Source organism: Streptomyces sp. N35, assembly GCF_016464295.1.
Classification (GTDB): Bacteria; Actinomycetota; Actinomycetes; order Streptomycetales; family Streptomycetaceae; genus Streptomyces.
On record NZ_JAEIMH010000017.1, the window covers coordinates 36,890 to 52,404 of the forward strand.

Annotated in this window: 12 protein-coding genes; 1 reads left to right on the forward strand and 11 read right to left on the reverse strand. The window is 69.3% G+C overall.

From position 1 onward, the window contains the following. Positions 1–128: 128 nt before the first annotated feature. The 11 genes from JAO81_RS12240 to JAO81_RS12290 form a co-directional block, all read right to left on the reverse strand. Entirely contained in the window at positions 129–1,412 is a 1,284-nt protein-coding gene (locus JAO81_RS12240) for an ABC transporter substrate-binding protein (protein WP_199547837.1), read from the reverse strand. Between the two features lie 136 nt (positions 1,413–1,548). Further along, positions 1,549–3,072: an alpha-N-arabinofuranosidase gene (locus JAO81_RS12245; RefSeq protein ID WP_199547838.1), complete on the reverse strand. Its 1,524-nt coding sequence runs from the start codon at positions 3,070–3,072 to the stop codon at positions 1,549–1,551. Between the two features lie 73 nt (positions 3,073–3,145). Next, a complete protein-coding gene (locus tag JAO81_RS12250) occupies positions 3,146–3,598 on the reverse strand; it encodes an SRPBCC domain-containing protein (protein ID WP_199547839.1) in 453 nt (150 codons plus the stop codon). 59 nt (positions 3,599–3,657) lie between these two features. Then, on the reverse strand, positions 3,658–3,996 hold the full coding sequence (locus JAO81_RS12255) for a metalloregulator ArsR/SmtB family transcription factor (protein WP_199547840.1): 339 nt from the start codon (positions 3,994–3,996) through the stop codon (positions 3,658–3,660). After that, entirely contained in the window at positions 3,993–4,457 is a 465-nt protein-coding gene (locus JAO81_RS12260; protein WP_199547841.1) for an SRPBCC family protein, read from the reverse strand. Before JAO81_RS12260 ends, JAO81_RS12255 begins: the two co-directional genes overlap by 4 nt. Positions 4,458–4,556: 99 nt before the next feature. Continuing rightward, the gene (locus JAO81_RS12265; protein ID WP_307813317.1) at positions 4,557–7,484 is read right to left on the reverse strand and encodes a glycoside hydrolase family 3 C-terminal domain-containing protein; all 2,928 of its coding nucleotides are present in this window, start codon (positions 7,482–7,484) and stop codon (positions 4,557–4,559) included. Positions 7,485–7,628: 144 nt separating this feature from the next. Then, complete coding sequence (locus JAO81_RS12270) at positions 7,629–8,642, reverse strand: LacI family DNA-binding transcriptional regulator (RefSeq protein ID WP_199547842.1); 1,014 nt, start codon at positions 8,640–8,642, stop codon at positions 7,629–7,631. A gap of 36 nt (positions 8,643–8,678) precedes the next feature. Beyond that, entirely contained in the window at positions 8,679–10,940 is a 2,262-nt protein-coding gene (gene yicI / locus JAO81_RS12275) for an alpha-xylosidase (protein WP_199547843.1), read from the reverse strand. A 39-nt stretch (positions 10,941–10,979) separates the two neighbouring features. Beyond that, positions 10,980–11,801, reverse strand: a complete 822-nt coding sequence (locus JAO81_RS12280) for a carbohydrate ABC transporter permease (RefSeq protein ID WP_199547844.1) — start codon at positions 11,799–11,801, stop codon at positions 10,980–10,982. Further along, the gene (locus JAO81_RS12285) at positions 11,798–12,772 is read right to left on the reverse strand and encodes a carbohydrate ABC transporter permease (RefSeq protein ID WP_199547845.1); all 975 of its coding nucleotides are present in this window, start codon (positions 12,770–12,772) and stop codon (positions 11,798–11,800) included. The genes JAO81_RS12280 and JAO81_RS12285 overlap by 4 nt, the downstream gene beginning before the upstream one ends. After that, a complete protein-coding gene (locus JAO81_RS12290) occupies positions 12,769–14,067 on the reverse strand; it encodes an extracellular solute-binding protein (RefSeq protein WP_199547846.1) in 1,299 nt (432 codons plus the stop codon). Before JAO81_RS12290 ends, JAO81_RS12285 begins: the two co-directional genes overlap by 4 nt. Before the next feature lie 159 nt (positions 14,068–14,226). On the opposite strand from JAO81_RS12290, the gene JAO81_RS12295 reads away from it, so the two are divergent. Beyond that, positions 14,227–15,510 (forward strand): ROK family transcriptional regulator, encoded by a 1,284-nt coding sequence (locus tag JAO81_RS12295; protein WP_199547847.1) that lies wholly within the window; start codon positions 14,227–14,229, stop codon positions 15,508–15,510. Positions 15,511–15,515: the final 5 nt, after the last annotated feature.

Here is a 15,515-nt window from a genome sequence, read left to right on the forward strand (position 1 = left end):
GCCCCCCCCGCGCCGCGGGGGGGGGGGGGGGGGGTCCGGCGAGGGCGCCGGAGCGGGGCGCGGGCCCGGCACCTTGATGCCGGTGCCCGTCGCCTCCGTTGCTCGGACGTCAGTCACAGTGGGGCCCATCAGCTGCCGAGAGCCGTCTTCGACTCGGTGAAGAACTGCTTGACCGCCTCGTCCACCGAGCGCGTACCCAGGCCCACTTCCTCGGCAAGGCGCATGAAGGCCGTCTCGCAGACGTCGGCGCCCGCCGGGTGCGGGGTGATGGGCTCGAGGACGCCGGACGCGACGAGCGACTCCTCGTACGCGGCGATCTCCTTGGCGACCGGGTCGGTGGGCTCGAAGGCCTCGAACTGGGCGGTCGTGGCCGGTACTCCGCGGTCGTAGCCCATGATCTTGGCGACCTCGGGGTCGTGCACCATGAAGTCGATGAACTGGGCGACTTCCTTGGGGTGCTTGGTGCGCTTGGAGGCGCTGAGCATCAGCGAGCCGAGGTACTGGCCGGTCTTCTTGCCGTCGGTGGTGGGGATCGGCGCGAGACCGTACTCGCTCTTGCCCTCCGCGCTGTAGCGGTTGGTGAAGTTGTCCCAGGTGAACTCGCCGGCCGCCAGCTCGGCGGTGACGGCGGACTTGGGCTTGGCCTGGACCACCTTCTTGGTGGGGGCGACGATGCCGGACTTGGTGTCCCGCTCGGCCTTCGTCCACCAGTCGGTCAGGTCGGCTTCGGTGAACCCGAGGCCCTTCTCGGTGAAGAAGGCCTTGCCGTTCTGGCGCAGGTAGAGGTCGTACATGTACATGACCCCGTGCATGCCGCTGTCACCGGCGCGGTCCGTCTTGTCGCGGATCTTCTTCAGCGCGGCGTCGAACTCGTCCCAGGTCCAGCCGGGTTCGGGCTTGACGCCGGCCTTGGTGTAGATGTGCTTGTCGATGACGAGAGCCATCGAGTTGCTGCCCACGGGGACCCCGAGCAGCTTGCCGTCGACCTCGCCGAACTTCTCCAGGCCCGCACGGAAGCCGTCGAGGCGGAGGTGACCGGCCTTGGCCTGCTGGTGCAGGTCGAGGAGCACGTTCTTGGCGTCGTACTTGCGCAGGAAGCCGATGGCGTTCTGGAAGACGTCCGGCGGATTGCCCCCGGAAGCCTGCGTGTTGAACTTCTTCCAGAAGTCGGGGTAGGGCTGGAAGTCCGTCTTGATCTTGATCTTCGGGTACTTCTTCTCGAAGAGTTCGATCGTTTCATTGATCCGCTTGGCCCGGTCGTCCGCACCCCACCAGGAGTACCGCAGCGTCACCGTCCCGTCCCCCGAGCCGCCACTGCCTCCGCAACCAGCCGCCGTAAGGCCGAGAGCGGCGACGGAACCGCCGGTGATCTTCAGCATTGCACGACGGTCAACTCTCCTGGCCATGCGCATGGTTGAGCCCCCTCTTGCCGGTTGAAACGTTTTTAGTAAGCGCTTGCCGGGACAAAGTAGGGATCGCCGTCGGGTACGTCAACGGTTCGGACCGCATCCGTTTCGAAGCGCTTCGATTTACACGCCTTCGAGAGGATCAGCGCAGCCGGATCACGTTCCAGGACAGAGGCTCCAGGACGGCCTTCAGCGTGCCTTCCGCCAGCGTCGTGCCGAGGATCGCGTGCGGCGTGACACGCTCGGGGTCGTCGAGGGTGTTGCGTGCGTCCGGGTCTGCGTCGGACAGCGCGCTGTGCCCGATGAGCCGGCTCAACCCCGGGTCGCGCAGCGCCACTTCGAGCGGCAGCTCGTCGGTCCGGCTGCGGTTCACGGCGAAGACCGTGACCGTGCCGTCTTCGCCGCGTACCGCCGTGGCGTGCAGCAGCGGCACCTCGCCGTACTTCTTCGTCGTGTACGAGGGAGAGTCCACGCGGACGTCGAGGACCTCGCCGCGGCCGTACCGGGACGCTTCGGCGAAGGGGAAGAAGGTGGTCTGCTTCCAGGCCGGGCCGCCCGGCTCGGTCATGACCGGCGCGATGACGTTGACCAGCTGGGCAAGACAGGCGATCTTCACGCGGTCGGCGTGGCGCAGGAGGGCGATCAGGAGCGAGCCGAGCACGACAGCGTCGGTGACGGTGTAGCTGTCCTCGAGGAGGCGCGGGGCCTCGGGCCAGACGCGTCCGTCCAGGGGCGTGCGCTCCGCCTCCTCCTGGTACTTGGTCATGTACCAGACGTTCCACTCGTCGAAGGAGAGGTTGATCTTCTTCGGCGACTTGAGCTTCGCGCCGACGTGGTCGCAGGTGGCGACGACGTTCTCGATGAAGGACTCCATGTCCACGGCCGAGGCCAGGAAGGAGTCCACATCGCCGGCCGTCGGCTCGTAGTAGGCGTGCAGGGAGATGTGGTCGACGACGTCGTACGCCTCCGTGAGGACCGTCGCCTCCCAGGCGGCGAAGGTGTCCATGGACTGGCCGGAAGAACCGCAGGCGACCAGTTCGACGTCGCGGTCGATCTGCCGCATGGCGCGGGCGGTCCCGGCCGCCAGCCGCCCGTACTCCTCGGCGGTCTTGTGGCCGGTCTGCCAGGGGCCGTCCATCTCGTTGCCCAGGCACCACAGCCGGATCCCGAACGGCTCCTTGTCGCCGTGCGCCGCCCGCAGGTCCGAAAGCGCGGTCCCCGAGGGGTGGTTGGCGTATTCCTGCAGCTCGATGGCCTCGCCGACGCCCCGGGTGCCGAGGTTGAGGGCCATCATGGGCTCGGCACCCGGGCCGAGCTTCCTCAGGAAGGCCATGAACTCGGCGAGCCCGAAACGGTTGGTCTCCGTGGACCGCCAGGCCAGGTCCAGACGACGCGGGCGCTCGTCGACGGGGCCGACGGAGTCCTCCCACCGGTACCCGGAGACGAAGTTGCCGCCGGGATACCGGATCACGGTGACCCCCAACTCCCGTACGAGAGCGAGCACATCGCCCCGCAGTCCGGCCTCGTCGGCGGTGGGGTGGCCGGGTTCGAAGATGCCGGTGTACACACAGCGGCCGAGATGCTCGACGAAGGAGCCGTAGAGACGGGGGTCGACCCGGCCCACGGTGAAGGCCGGGTCGAGGGTGAGGCGGGCAGCGCGGGACATGAGGGTCCTTTGTTCGATATTTCGAATGCTGATCGTCACATCGAACGGACCGTAGAGTCCTGGCGCTCGCGCGTCAATGCCAGTTGCTGATCCGTACGTCGTGCGGCGCGGGTTCGCCCTTGCCCGTCTCGGTGAGGTGCTTGAGGCTCATCAGGAAGGTGGCCCACTTGGTGCTGCAGTGGTGCATGAACTCCCCTGGCTCCTTCCAGCCTTCATGCCGGAACAGCACGATGGTGTACCCGTCCTCCTGCTTCAGCTCGAAGGCGATCCGCGTGCCGATCCACTCCTCGGGGCCGTCGACGACCTCCCAGAGCACCCGCTCGGTGGGCTCGGCCTGCAGCACCAACATGTCGAAGCCGTCAGGCATCGGCACTCCGTGGAAGCGGAACTTGAGGATCCCGCCCACGTCGCTCTCACCGGACGTCTCCCGCGTCCACCAGCTCGCGAGACCGTCGACCGTGGTCAAGGCGGCGTAGACCTTCTCGGGGGTGGACGTCGTTCCGATCCTGTGCAGGATGTCGGCCATGTCATGCCTCTTCTCAGGTGGGCGCCCTGGTCCGGGCGCGAAGGAGTTGTTCGCAGAGGTCAGTTCCCCTGACCCCGCTGAATCGCTTCGGCGATCCGCTTGATGCGCTGCAACCGGGCGTCCCAGGCGGCGGTCACCGAGGACAACTGCTCGACAGCACGGGCGAGTTGTCCTTCGTCCACGCGAAAGCGACGCTCGCGCCCCGAAGCGGCGGAGTGGACGAGCCCGACCCGTTCGAGCAGCTGGAGATGCTTGGCCACCGCCTGCCGCGTCACGGGAAGACGCTCGCTCAGCGTGGTCGCCGTTCCGCCGCCCTCGGCCAGCATCAGGTCGAGCATCCGGCGGCGGGTGGGGTCCCCCACCGCCGACCAGAGCTCGTCGTCGACGGTGTCGCTCACGCCGTCCGCACCAGCCGGGCGGCGTAGGCGACGAGGCGGGGCAGGAAGTGGTCCCAGCCGGTGACGTGATCGCCGTACTGCTGTTCACGCTCGTCCCGGTCGGAGAATTTCTCCGTGAACCCGGTCTCGCAGAACCGCAGCAGCGTGCCCGCCCCCGACGGGATCAGATCGAAGGTCACCAAGAAGGAGTTGGACGGCGCGGCGGACTCACCCTCGCCGTACGCCCAGCGGAACGAGAACCGCCGGGGCGGGTCGGCTTCGAGGACCGTGAGAGGTACGGCCTTCGCGTCCGGCGCACCCTTGGCGCCGAACGTGATGACGCCCGTGGCACCGGCGGCCGGGGTGAGCTCGGCCTCGTCCGGCCACCACTCCCTGAGGTGCTCAGGTGCGCTGATGACCTTGTAGACGACGTCGGGTGCGGCGTCGATCCGGATCTCCCGCTCGATCCTGGCGTGCTGCATGCTCTCCTCCATCATCGCGCAACCTTTCGTTGCACATAACGATAGAGCAGTCCGCCCCTATGTGCAACCAATGGTTGCACATAGGGGCGGACATGCAGGTCAGCTCAGTGAGAACGTGGCGAGCCGCAGCCCCTGCGTGAGGACCAGGTACACGTCCTGCCGCCGGGAAGCACCGGTGAGCGAGGCCGTCACCTCCGTGTACGTGTACCGCGACCCCGTGCTCGTCACCGTCGCACGGCCGGCCAGCCGGCCGTCCGGAGCGCCGAGCCGGACCTCGACCGCTCCCTCGCCCGACGACTCCTTCGCGACCCGTGCCGTCAGGCGCCGCGCGCCGCCGCGCAGATCCGCGTCGGCGAACAGCAGCCAGGCCCGGCCGGATTCCGCGCCGACGGCCGTGCCGCGCGGCTTGGCCTCGTCGACAAGGCGTACACCCGCGTAGTCGTCGAAGTTCTCCGCCCGTGTGGTGCGCGACAGATCGCGCGCCGGGACGCTCTCGCCCCGCACCTCCAGGGTCGTACGGCCGCGCAGGTCACCGGAGGACGACCCGACCATGACCTCGTATGTGCTCTCCTCCACCACCCACCGGGAACGGGTGACGTCCCAGTGCGCCAGATCGTCCCGCGACAGCGGCAGGGTGACGGTCAGCGTCCGGCCCGGCTTCAGGGTGACCTTGCGGAACGCCTGCAGCTTCTTCAGGGGCTGCTTGACCCGGGAGGTGCGCTGCCGGGTGTAGAGCTGCACGACCTCGGCGCCGGTGCGGCGCCCGGTGTTGGTGACCGCGACCTCGATCCCGCCGCGGACGGCGCGCGGCTTGCCGTAGCGGAAGGAGGTGTACGAGAGGCCGTGCCCGAACGGGTAGAGCACCTCGCCCTTGAAGTACTGGTACGTGCGGTCGAACTTGATGTTGTCGTACTCGAGCAGGGACGGCAGATCGTCCTCGGAGCGGTACCAGGTCTGGGTCAGCTTTCCGGACGGACTGACGTCACCGAAGAGGACGTCGGCCAGCGCGTTGCCCGTCTCCTGGCCCGCGTGGGTCGTCCAGAGCAGGGCCGGGACGTGCTCCTGTTCCCAGGTGAGCGTCGTCGGGTAGCTGTTCTCCACCACGACCACCGTCTTCGGATTGGCCGCCCGCACGGCCTTGACCAGCGCCGCCTGGGTCTCGGCCAGGCCCATGTCCTCGCGGTCGTCGGTCTCGCGGGAGTTGATGAAGGGCATGGAGCCCACCACGACGATGGCCGTGTCCGCCGTCCGCGCCGCCGCGACCGCCTCTTCGATGCCGTCGCGCACGACCTCTCGGGTGTAGCGGCTCGCCTCGGCCGCGGAACCGAGCACCAGGACGCCGTCCGCCGCGCGGGCACGGAGGTAGACGTTGTCGCCGAGCCAGTTCTCGTATCCGACGTACTTGAGCAGGACCGTGCCGTCGCTCTGCTCCTGGAGCGAGAACAGCTGCGAGACGAACCAGCCGTTGGGCTGCGCCTGGTCGTTGAAGAACTGGTAGCCGCTCCCGCCGGGGTCGCGCATGCCGACGACCTTGCCGTTGGCGGCCGCCCGCAGCGTGACCACGCCCTGGCCCCAGCCGAAGACGTCGAAGTGCTCCGTGGCGCCGGGCTCCGTGGCGCTCTCCTTGAGGGCCGCACCGGCCGCTCCCGTGCCCGCCGTGACATACGCGCCGGTCGAGGCGTTCTTGAGCGCGATGCGGTCGACGCCCTCGCTGCTCACCACGTCCGCGCCGGCGCCGAGCCGCTTCGTGATCCCGTCCAACGGCGTGACGCGGTACGGCAGTTCGCCGGAGTACCAGTCGGTGTAGAGGGTGTCCGCGAGCGGGCCGACGACGGCGACCTTCCGCAGCGCGCGGGCGTCGAGCGGCAGGGCGCCGCGCTCGTTCTTCAGGAGCACGATCGCCTCGGCGGCGGCCTTGCGGGCCAGGCGCCGGTGCGCCGGGCTGTCGATGACGGACTTGTCGAGGTGCCCGTAGGGGCCGCCGTTCTCGTCGAACTCGCCGAGGCGGAAGCGGATGTCCAGGATGTGCCGTACGGCCGTGTCGACGTCCGACTCGGCCAACAGCCCCTTGCCCAGGGCCTCGTTGATCGCCGCGATGGTCTTGGAGGGGTCCGTGTCGTCGGTGGTGAAGCTGTCGAGGCCCGCCTTGAGGATCGCGGCGTCCGCCTCGGCGAGGGTGTCGAAGTACTTCTGCGAGCCGCCGGCGGGCAGGTTGTTGGGCGCCCAGGCGTCGGTGACGTTCAGGAGGGCGCGGTCGGTCCAGGTGCGCACCGAGTTGTTGAGGTCGGTGACAGTGCAGGGGCGGCCGTTGACCAGGTTGTACGCGGTCATCACACCGCACGCCGCGTCGGCCGCGATGGCCGCCTTGTGCGCGGGCTCCTCATACTCCTTGAACACCCGGGGCCGCAGGTCCGAAGAGGTCTGGTCCCGCCTGACCTCGTTGTTGTTGGCCAGGTAGTGCTTGACCAGCGGCGCCGTCTTGAGGTGGTCCGGGTCGCCGCCGCTGAGGCCCTTCGCGTACGCCGTCGCCATCACACCGGTCAGGTGCGGGTCCTCGGAGTAGCCCTCCTCGTTGCGGCCCCAGCGCGGGTCGCGCAGCAGCTGGGTCACCGGCGCCCACACGTTCAGGCCCCAGCCCGCGGGGCGTTCGTGCTGCAGGCCGCGTACCTCGTCGCCGACGGCGGAGCCGACTTCCTCGATCAGCTCCGGGTTCCAGGTGGAGCCGAGGCCGATGGCCTGCGGGAAGACGGTGGCGGGGCCGAGCCAGGCCAGACCGTGCAGCGCCTCGGTGCCGGTGCGGAACGCCTTCATGCCGAGGCGGGGTATCGCGGGCTGCCACTGGTGCAGGAGCGAGACCTTCTCGTCCAGGGTGAGCTTGCCGAGCAACTCCTCGACACGGCCCGCGAGTCGTGCGGCAGCCGGCGAGGCGGCCGGGGCGGCCGGGGCGCCGAGCGCGGCCGCCGGGCCGGCGGCGGCTCCGGCGGGGGCGGCGGCGAACGGGAGGGTGGTCATGGTTCTGCGTCTCACGTGGGTTTCTCCTTCTCGTCTGGCTCAGTGCTCATCTGGCTCGTCTGGCTGATCTGGCTGTCTGGCTGATCTGGCTGTCTGGTCGAATCGCGTCGACCCATGTCATGGATCAGGGTGATGCGGTACGTGCGTCCGGTCCGCTCCTCAGCCCGAGGCGGACCGCGGCGCCGTGGACCGCCGGCGCGTCAACCGGGGCGGCAGCAGGGTGGATTCGGGTACGGGGAGCTGCGCCAGCTTGCGCATCAGGAGCTCCACCGCCTCGGCCCCGATCTCCGCCGACGGAACCGCCACGTTCGACACCGGCAGGGGCGCCTGTTCGGCCTGCGCGTCGGGGCAGATCGCCACCACCGACAGGTCCTCGGGCACCCGCAGGCCCAGCTCGCGGAACGCGTCGATGAGCGGCTGCACCAACGGTTCGTTGTGCACCACGAGGCCCGTCAGCCCCGGGTGTCGGCGCAGCAGCCGCTGCGCCATGTCGCGCGCCGCCGCCTGCGTGGCCTCACAGGGGTGGACCGTCGACGTGAGCCCGCGCTCGTCCGCGGCCGCCGTGAAGCCGCGCGTGACGCGCTGGGCGAAGCCGGTCTCCCGCAGATAGACCTCGGGCGGCGAGCCGACAAGGGCCACGCACCGGTGGCCCAGCTCGGCCAGATGCCGCACGCACGCCCCGCCCGCCGCCTCGAAATCGAGGTCGATGCAGGTGAGCCCCCGCGGCTCGGCGGGGAACCCGATGAGGACGCTGGGCCGGTCGAGCGCGCGCAGCAACGGCAGCCGGGCGTCGTGCAGTTGGACGTCCATCACGATCAGCGCGTCGACGAGCGCCGTGTCCGCGACGCGCCGCAGCCCCTCCTCTCCCTCCTCCTGGGTGAGCAGCAGCACGTCGTGGTCGTGCCCGCGCGCCGCGGTCACCACCGACACCGCGAACTGCATGACCACCGGCACATGCATCCCGGTGCGGAACGGCACCACCAGGGCGAGCACGTTGGATCTGCTGCTGGCCAGCGCTCGGGCGCCGGCGTGCGGCCGGTAGCCGAGCGTGTGGATGCTGGCTTCGATGCGCTGTCTGGTCTCCGCCGAGATCGGCCGCTTCCCGCTCAGCGCGTACGAGACCGTGCTCGGCGACACCCCGGCGTGCCGGGCCACATCGGTGATCTTGACCATCAACTCCCCCTGGACGACTGGTCGGACGGACCCGGCTCAGCCCAGCTCCGCCACGACCACCCCGGTGCCCGCTTCGGCGCGCGTCTCGGGGCCGCCGGCCACCTGAAGCCCCCACGGCCGGCTCGTATCGCTCGCCGAGGCCCGTACCGTGGAGCCCTCGCGTACGACAGTGAAGTCCACGCCGCCCACGGTCAGTTCGACCCGCTCGCCGCTGCGCAGCCCGTACGCACGCAGCGTCACACCGTCCGCGTGGTCGTAGTCCGGCCGGTCGTCGACGGCGCCCACCGGCAGCACCGCGCCCGGGCGCACGAGCACCGGCGCGCTGTCGAAGCCGTGGCGCTCCTTCACCCAGCGCGGCCCCCGCACCTCTTCACCGGTCAGCAGATGCGTCCAGGTGCCCTCGGGCACGTAGTACGAGACATCGCCCGCGTCCGAGAACACCGGCGCGACCAGCAGGTCGGGGCCGAGCATGTACTGCCGTTCCAGGTGGGTGCACGCCGGGTCGTCCGGGAATTCGAGGACCATCGCCCGCATCATCGGCACGCCTTCGGTGTGCGCCTGGCGGGAGACCGCGTCGAGGTACGGCATGAGGCGCAGCTTCAGACGGGTGAACAGCCGCAGCACGTCCACGGCCTCCTCGTCGAACAGCCACGGCACCCGGTACGAGGACGAGCCGTGCAGCCGGGAGTGCGAGGAGAGAAGGCCGAAGGCGATCCACCGTTTGAAGAGCGCGGGCGACGGTGTGCCCTCGAAGCCGCCGATGTCGTGGCTCCAGTAACCGAAGCCGGACAGGCCGAGCGAGAGCCCGCCGCGCAGCGACTCGGCCATCGCCTCGTACGTCGACTCGCAGTCACCGCCCCAGTGCACCGGGAACTGCTGGCTGCCTGCGGTCGCCGAACGGGCGAAGACCACGGCCTCGGCTTCCCCGCGGTGCTTGGTCAGCACGTCGAAGACCGTCTGGTTGTAGAGGTACGTGTAGTAGTTGTGCATCCGCTCGGGGTCCGAGCCGTCGAAGTACGCCACGTCCGTGGGCACCCGCTCGCCGAAGTCGGTCTTGAAGCAGTCGACGCCCATGTCGAGCAGCGCCTCCAGCTTGTCCGCGTACCAGGCACGCGCCTGCGGGTTGGAGAAGTCGACCAGGGCCATGCCCGGCTGCCACAGGTCCCACTGCCATACGCTGCCGTCCGGCTTCTTCAGGAGATAGCCGCCTTCGCGCCCCTCGGCGAACAGCGGGGAGCGCTGCGCGATGTACGGGTTGATCCACACACAGATCCGCAGCCCCTTCTCCTTGAGTCGGGCGAGCATGCCCTGCGGGTCGGGGAAGACGCGCGGGTCCCAGGTGAAGTCGCACCAGTTGAACTCGCGCATCCAGAAGCAGTCGAAGTGGAAGACGGACAGCGGCAGTTCGCGCTCCGCCATACCGTCGATGAAGGACGTCACCGTCTCCTCGTCGTAGGAGGTGGTGAACGACGTCGAGAGCCACAGCCCGAAGGACCAGGCCGGCGGCAGCGCGGGCCGGCCGGTGAGCGCGGTGTACTTGCGCAGGATCTCCTTGGGGGTCGGGCCGTGGATGACGTAGTACGTCAGGTCCTGGCCCTCGACGCTGAACTGCACCCGCGAGACCGCCTCCGAGCCGACCTCGAGCGACACCCGGCCGGGGTGGTCGACGAACACGCCGTAGCCCGCGTCCGTCAGGTAGAACGGCACGTTCTTGTAGGCCTGTTCGGTGGCCGTGCCGCCGTCCGCGTTCCAGATGTCGACCACCTGGCCGTTCTTGACCAGCGGCCCGAAGCGTTCACCGAGTCCGTAGACGTTGGTGCCGACCGCGAGGTTCAACTGCTCGCGCAGATAGTGCCGGCCGCTGTCCGTCTGCATGATGCCCATGGCCTTGGGCCCTGAGGACGTGAGCGGCTTCATCCCGTCCGTGGTGAGGAAGTCGAGCTGCCAGGGCCCGCCGCGCGACACCCGCAGGGCGAGACTGCCCGCGACGAGCAGCGCATGCCCGTCGTCGTACGACACCTGCGCGTGTGCGTCGCCCTCGGCCAGGGCGAAGTGCGGGCCCCGGTCGACCTCACCGTCGAAGTGGGTGAGGGTCACGCCGATCACATCGGGCAGGGGCGAATGGCACGAGACCGTCATGACCGGGCCCTTCAGCAGATCGCCGCGGTGCCGGATGGGCTGGGTGGGGGCGTGGATCTCGAGCGTGCCGCCTTCGGCGTCGGTCACGTCGAGGACCTCGACCGGATGAGCGGCGCTCACGCCCTTGCGCAGCATCCAGTAGCCGTCGGTGAACTTCATGCGGCCGCCTTTCGGGGTGTACCGGGGTGGGTTCGGGGATCACTTGACCGCGCCCACGGCGATGCCGCGGGTCAGCGTCCGCTGGAAGAGGAGGAAGAAGGCGATGGCGGGCAGCACGCCGAGGAGCGCGGCGGCGTTCGTCATCGTGGCGTCCATGTCGCGCTGGCCCTGCAGCACACCGAGGGCGACGGAGACGGTCTGGACGTCGTCGGAGACGAGCATGACCAGGGGCAGCAGGAACTCGTTCCAGGTCCAGATGAAGAACAGCACCATCAGGACGCCGATGGTGGGCCGGCTGACCGGCACGACGACCCGCCACAGGACCTGCCACTTGGTGGCCCCGTCGATCCGTGCGGCCTCGATGATCTCGCGTGGGAAACCGGAGAGCACGGAGGAGAGCAGATAGGTGCCGAAGGCCGACTGGATGACCGTGAAGACGATGATGACGCTGAGCCTGGTGTCGTAGAGACCGGCCTCCTTGGAGAGGTAGTAGATCGGGTAGACCAGGGACTCCTGCGGCAGCATGTTCGCCAGGACGAAGAAGGCGAGCACCCAGGGCCGCCCCTTGATCCGGCCGATGCCGATGGCGTACGCGCTGAACACCGAGAGCACGACGGCGAGCACCGCCACCGAGCCGGAGATCAGGACGGAGTTCCACAGCTTCTCGCCGAAGTCCACGCGCTCCCAGAAGTCGGCGAGGCCGTCCAGGTACACGCTGTCGGGCAGGCTGAGCGGGCCGTCGGAGGAGTACTCCTCGGGCGATTTCACCGCGTTCATGACCACGACCACGAACGGCAGGATCATGAACAGCGCGCCGAGCACGAGCGCCGCGAGTACGGGGTACTTCCTGAGGGCGGTCATCCGGCCTCGTCCTCCGCCCTGGTCTGCAGGCGCAGCGCGACGAGGGCCAGCACCATGATGAGGATGGTGAGGACGGTGGAGACCGCGGCCCCGTAGCCCGCCTGGAAGTTCTCGAAGAAGTTCTGGTACGCGAAGTAGGACGGCACGTTCGTCGACCCGCCGGGACCGCCGCCGGTCAGGACGTAGACCATGCCGAAGACCTTCAGGGCCGCGATCGTGCACCACAGGAGCACCACCGCGATCTCCGGCCGCAGTTGCGGCAGGGTGACGTGCCAGAACCGCCGCCACCAGCCGGCGCCGTCCAGCTCCGCCGCCTCGTGCAGGGCGGGGTCGAGGCGCTGCAGACCGGACATGAAGATGACCAGCGGGAAGCCGATCTGCACCCAGATCATCACGGCCATGACGCTGTACAGCGCCCAGTCGGGATCACCGAGCCAGTCCTGTTGCAGCGAGTCGAGGCCGACCGCGCCGAGCAGATCGTTCAGGGAGCCGTTCTCGGGCGCGAGGATCCAGCTCCAGACGATGCCGGCGACCGCGATCGGAAGCACCTGCGGCAGATAGAAGCAGGCGCGCAGGGCGGACGCCCAGCGGCTGCCCGCGTGCTGGGCGACCACGTCGAAGAGCGCGGAGGCGAGGACGAGTCCGAGGGCGGTGGGCACCACGGCCATCGCCACGACCATCGCCAGACTGTGCCGGAACGACTCCCAGAAGTCCTCGTCGCCCGCGAGCTTCTCGTAGTTGTCCAGACCCGTGAACTCCGGGGTGCCGACGCCCGACCACTCGGTGAAGCTGATGCCGGTGTTCATGACGAACGGCACGACGATGACGACGAGGAACGCGAGCGCGCCCGGCAGCAGGTACAGCGCGTACGACCCGTCCGTCCGGGAGCGCCCGGCGCCCGCCCGGCGCCGACGGGAGGGGGTCGGGCCCCCGCCGGCGCCTGTCGAGGCCTTGGTGGCGAGGTCGGTCATTCCTTCAGCACGTTCTCGTCGTACTCGGACTGGAGCGACTTCAGTACGTCACCAGGACCGGCGCTCTGTGTGATCAGCTTCTGGACCTCGGAGGCGAGGCTGTCGTAGAAGCCGTTGGCCGGCCAGTCCGGGTAGAACGCGAGGCCGTCGTTCCCCGCGAGCGTGTCGAACTGCTCGATCAGCTTCTTGGCCCGCTCGTCGGTGATGGCGGAGGAGTCCGCGGCGACCGGCACGCCGCCGGCGTTGCCGAGGGTGTTCTGGGCCTGCTTCTTCATCGTGATGTCGATGAAGTCGTAGGCGAGTTCCTTGTTCTTGGCGCCTTCGGGCACCACCCAGAGGTTGCCGCCCGAGCCGAGCGTGAGCTTGCTGCCGGGCCACATGAAGGTGTCCCAGTCGAAGCTCTTCACCTCCTCGGCGAAGCGGCCGAACCACCAGCTGCCGGAGAAGAACATCGGGTGCTTGCCCTGCATGAAGGAGACGCCGGCGTCCTCGGCCTTCAGGCCGCTGGAGCTCTTGGCGATATAGCCCTTGTCGACCCAGTCGGCGAAGGTCTCGGCGGCGTAGGTCCAGGCGGCGTCGGAGAAGTCGGTCCTGCCCTTCATCTGGAAGTCGTCGACCCAGGAGCGGTCGGCCTGCGAGAGGGCGAGCTGGTAGACGTACTGCTGGGCTATGTATTCGGCGCCGCCGTTGGCGAACGGGGTGAGGCCGGCGTCCTTGAAGGTCGCGAGGGCGTCCTCGAGCGCGTCGACCGTGGTCGGGACGTCGACCTTGTGCTCGGTGAACAGGTCCTTGTTGTAGTAGACCATCGTGTACTCGGCGTAGTTGGGCACGCCGTACCAGGCGCCCTTGCCCATCACGCCCTTGTCGTACCTGCTGGTGATGGCGACGGTCGGCGGGACGGACTTGTCCCAGCCGCGCTGCTTCGCCTCATCGGTCAGATCGGTCAGCAGCCCCTGCTTCGACAGCTGTCCGGTGGTGGCGTTGCCCTTGTTGTACTCGAGCAGGTCAGGTGCCTTGTCGGAGTTCAGGACCTGCGGGGCGGTCTTCTGGATCTGTTCGAAGCCCTTGGCCTCGAACTCGACCTTGACGTCCGGGTGCGTCTTCTTGAACTCGGCGATCGCCTCGTTCCAGGCCTTGCCCATGGCGCTCTCCGGCGCCTCGTAGTGCCAGAGCCGCAGCGTCTTGCCGGACTCCTTGTCGCCTGCGTCGTCGCCGCACGCGGCGAGCGTGCTCATCGAGAGGATCCCTGCCAGGGCGGCCGCCAGTAGGCGCGCCCTTCTCCGTGCCTTCAACATCGGCTGCCTCCGTGGGAGTGGGAATGCCGGAAGGAAGTGCGGGTGTGTCGAATCGATTCGATGACTGCTGTCGAATCGCTTCGACGGAGCAAGGTAGGGATGTGTCGGCAGTAGGTCAATGGCGTGAACAAATCGAATATCACTTAGGCTCGGCCCACGATGAACAGCAGTGACCCGTTCGCCGGCGCGCCCAAGGCCGACAAGGCGACCCTGCGCCGGCACAACCTGAGTCTCGTGCTGCGTACGGTGCACGACGCGGGCGAGGCGACGCGGGCCGCGGTCGCCGGGCGGGTCGGGCTGACCCGGGCGGCGGTCTCCTCCCTGGTGGACCAGCTGCTCGGCGACGGGTACCTCACCGAGTGGGGCAAGACGTTCAGCGGCCAGGCGGGCCGGCCGGGCACGGTCCTGAAGATGGCGCGCACCGGGGCCTCCGGGCTCGGCGTCGAGATCAACATCGACTACATCACCGTGTGCGTGGTCGATCTCGCCGGCACCGATCGTGTACGTCTGGTCGAGCGCCTCGACAACCGGGCAGCAGCGCCCACCGCCGTGCTGACGCAGGCCGCGCGGATCGCGGCCCGCGCCCTGGAGTCCGCCGCAGAGCAGGAACTGCGGCCGGTGGCGGCCGAGTTGGCGCTGCCCGGTCTGGTGTCCGGCGGCGCGGTGCGGCAGGCGCCGAACCTCGGCTGGAACCGGGTGGCCGTCGAGGGCGTGTTCGCCCAGGCGCTGTCCGCCCTGCGCCCCGCGCACCGTGCGCTGCCGGTCAGCGCGGACAACGAGGCGAATCTGGCGGCGATGGCCGAGCTGTGGTTCGGCGACGGTGCGGGGGACGGTGGAAGCAAGGGCGCCGGGCACGACGGCACCGGACGCGTGACCAGCTTCATCTATCTGACCGGCGAGATCGGCATCGGCGGCGCGCTGGTCCTGGGCGGCCGGCTGCTGCGCGGCGCCCACGGGTTCGCGGGCGAGATCGGGCATGTCGTGGTGGAGGCGGACGGGCCCGAGTGCCGGTGCGGGGCGCGCGGCTGTCTGGAGCAGTACGCGGGACAGGCCGCGCTGCTGCGGGCGGCGGGCCTCGACGAGAGCTCGGGGGCGGCCGGAGTCGCGGAGCTCGAGTCGCGGGCACGGGACGGGAACAAGCAGGCCCTTGCGGCCCTCGAGGACGCCGGCCGGCGTCTGGGCCGGGTGCTCTCGGGGGCCGTGAACCTCATCGATCCGGACGCGGTGCTGCTCGGCGGTGTCTTCCGCGGGCTGATGCCGTGGCTGGCCCCGGCCGCGGACGCGGAGTTGACGGCGCGGGTGGTGTCGGGGCTGTGGACGCCCGGCAACGGCCGGCTGCGCGCCTCGTCCTCGTCCGGCGACGCGGCGCGCGGTGCGGCCGCGCGCGTGATCCGTGAGGTGCTCGCGGATCCGGCGGCGTACGCGGAGCGCGGGAGGGACTGACGCCC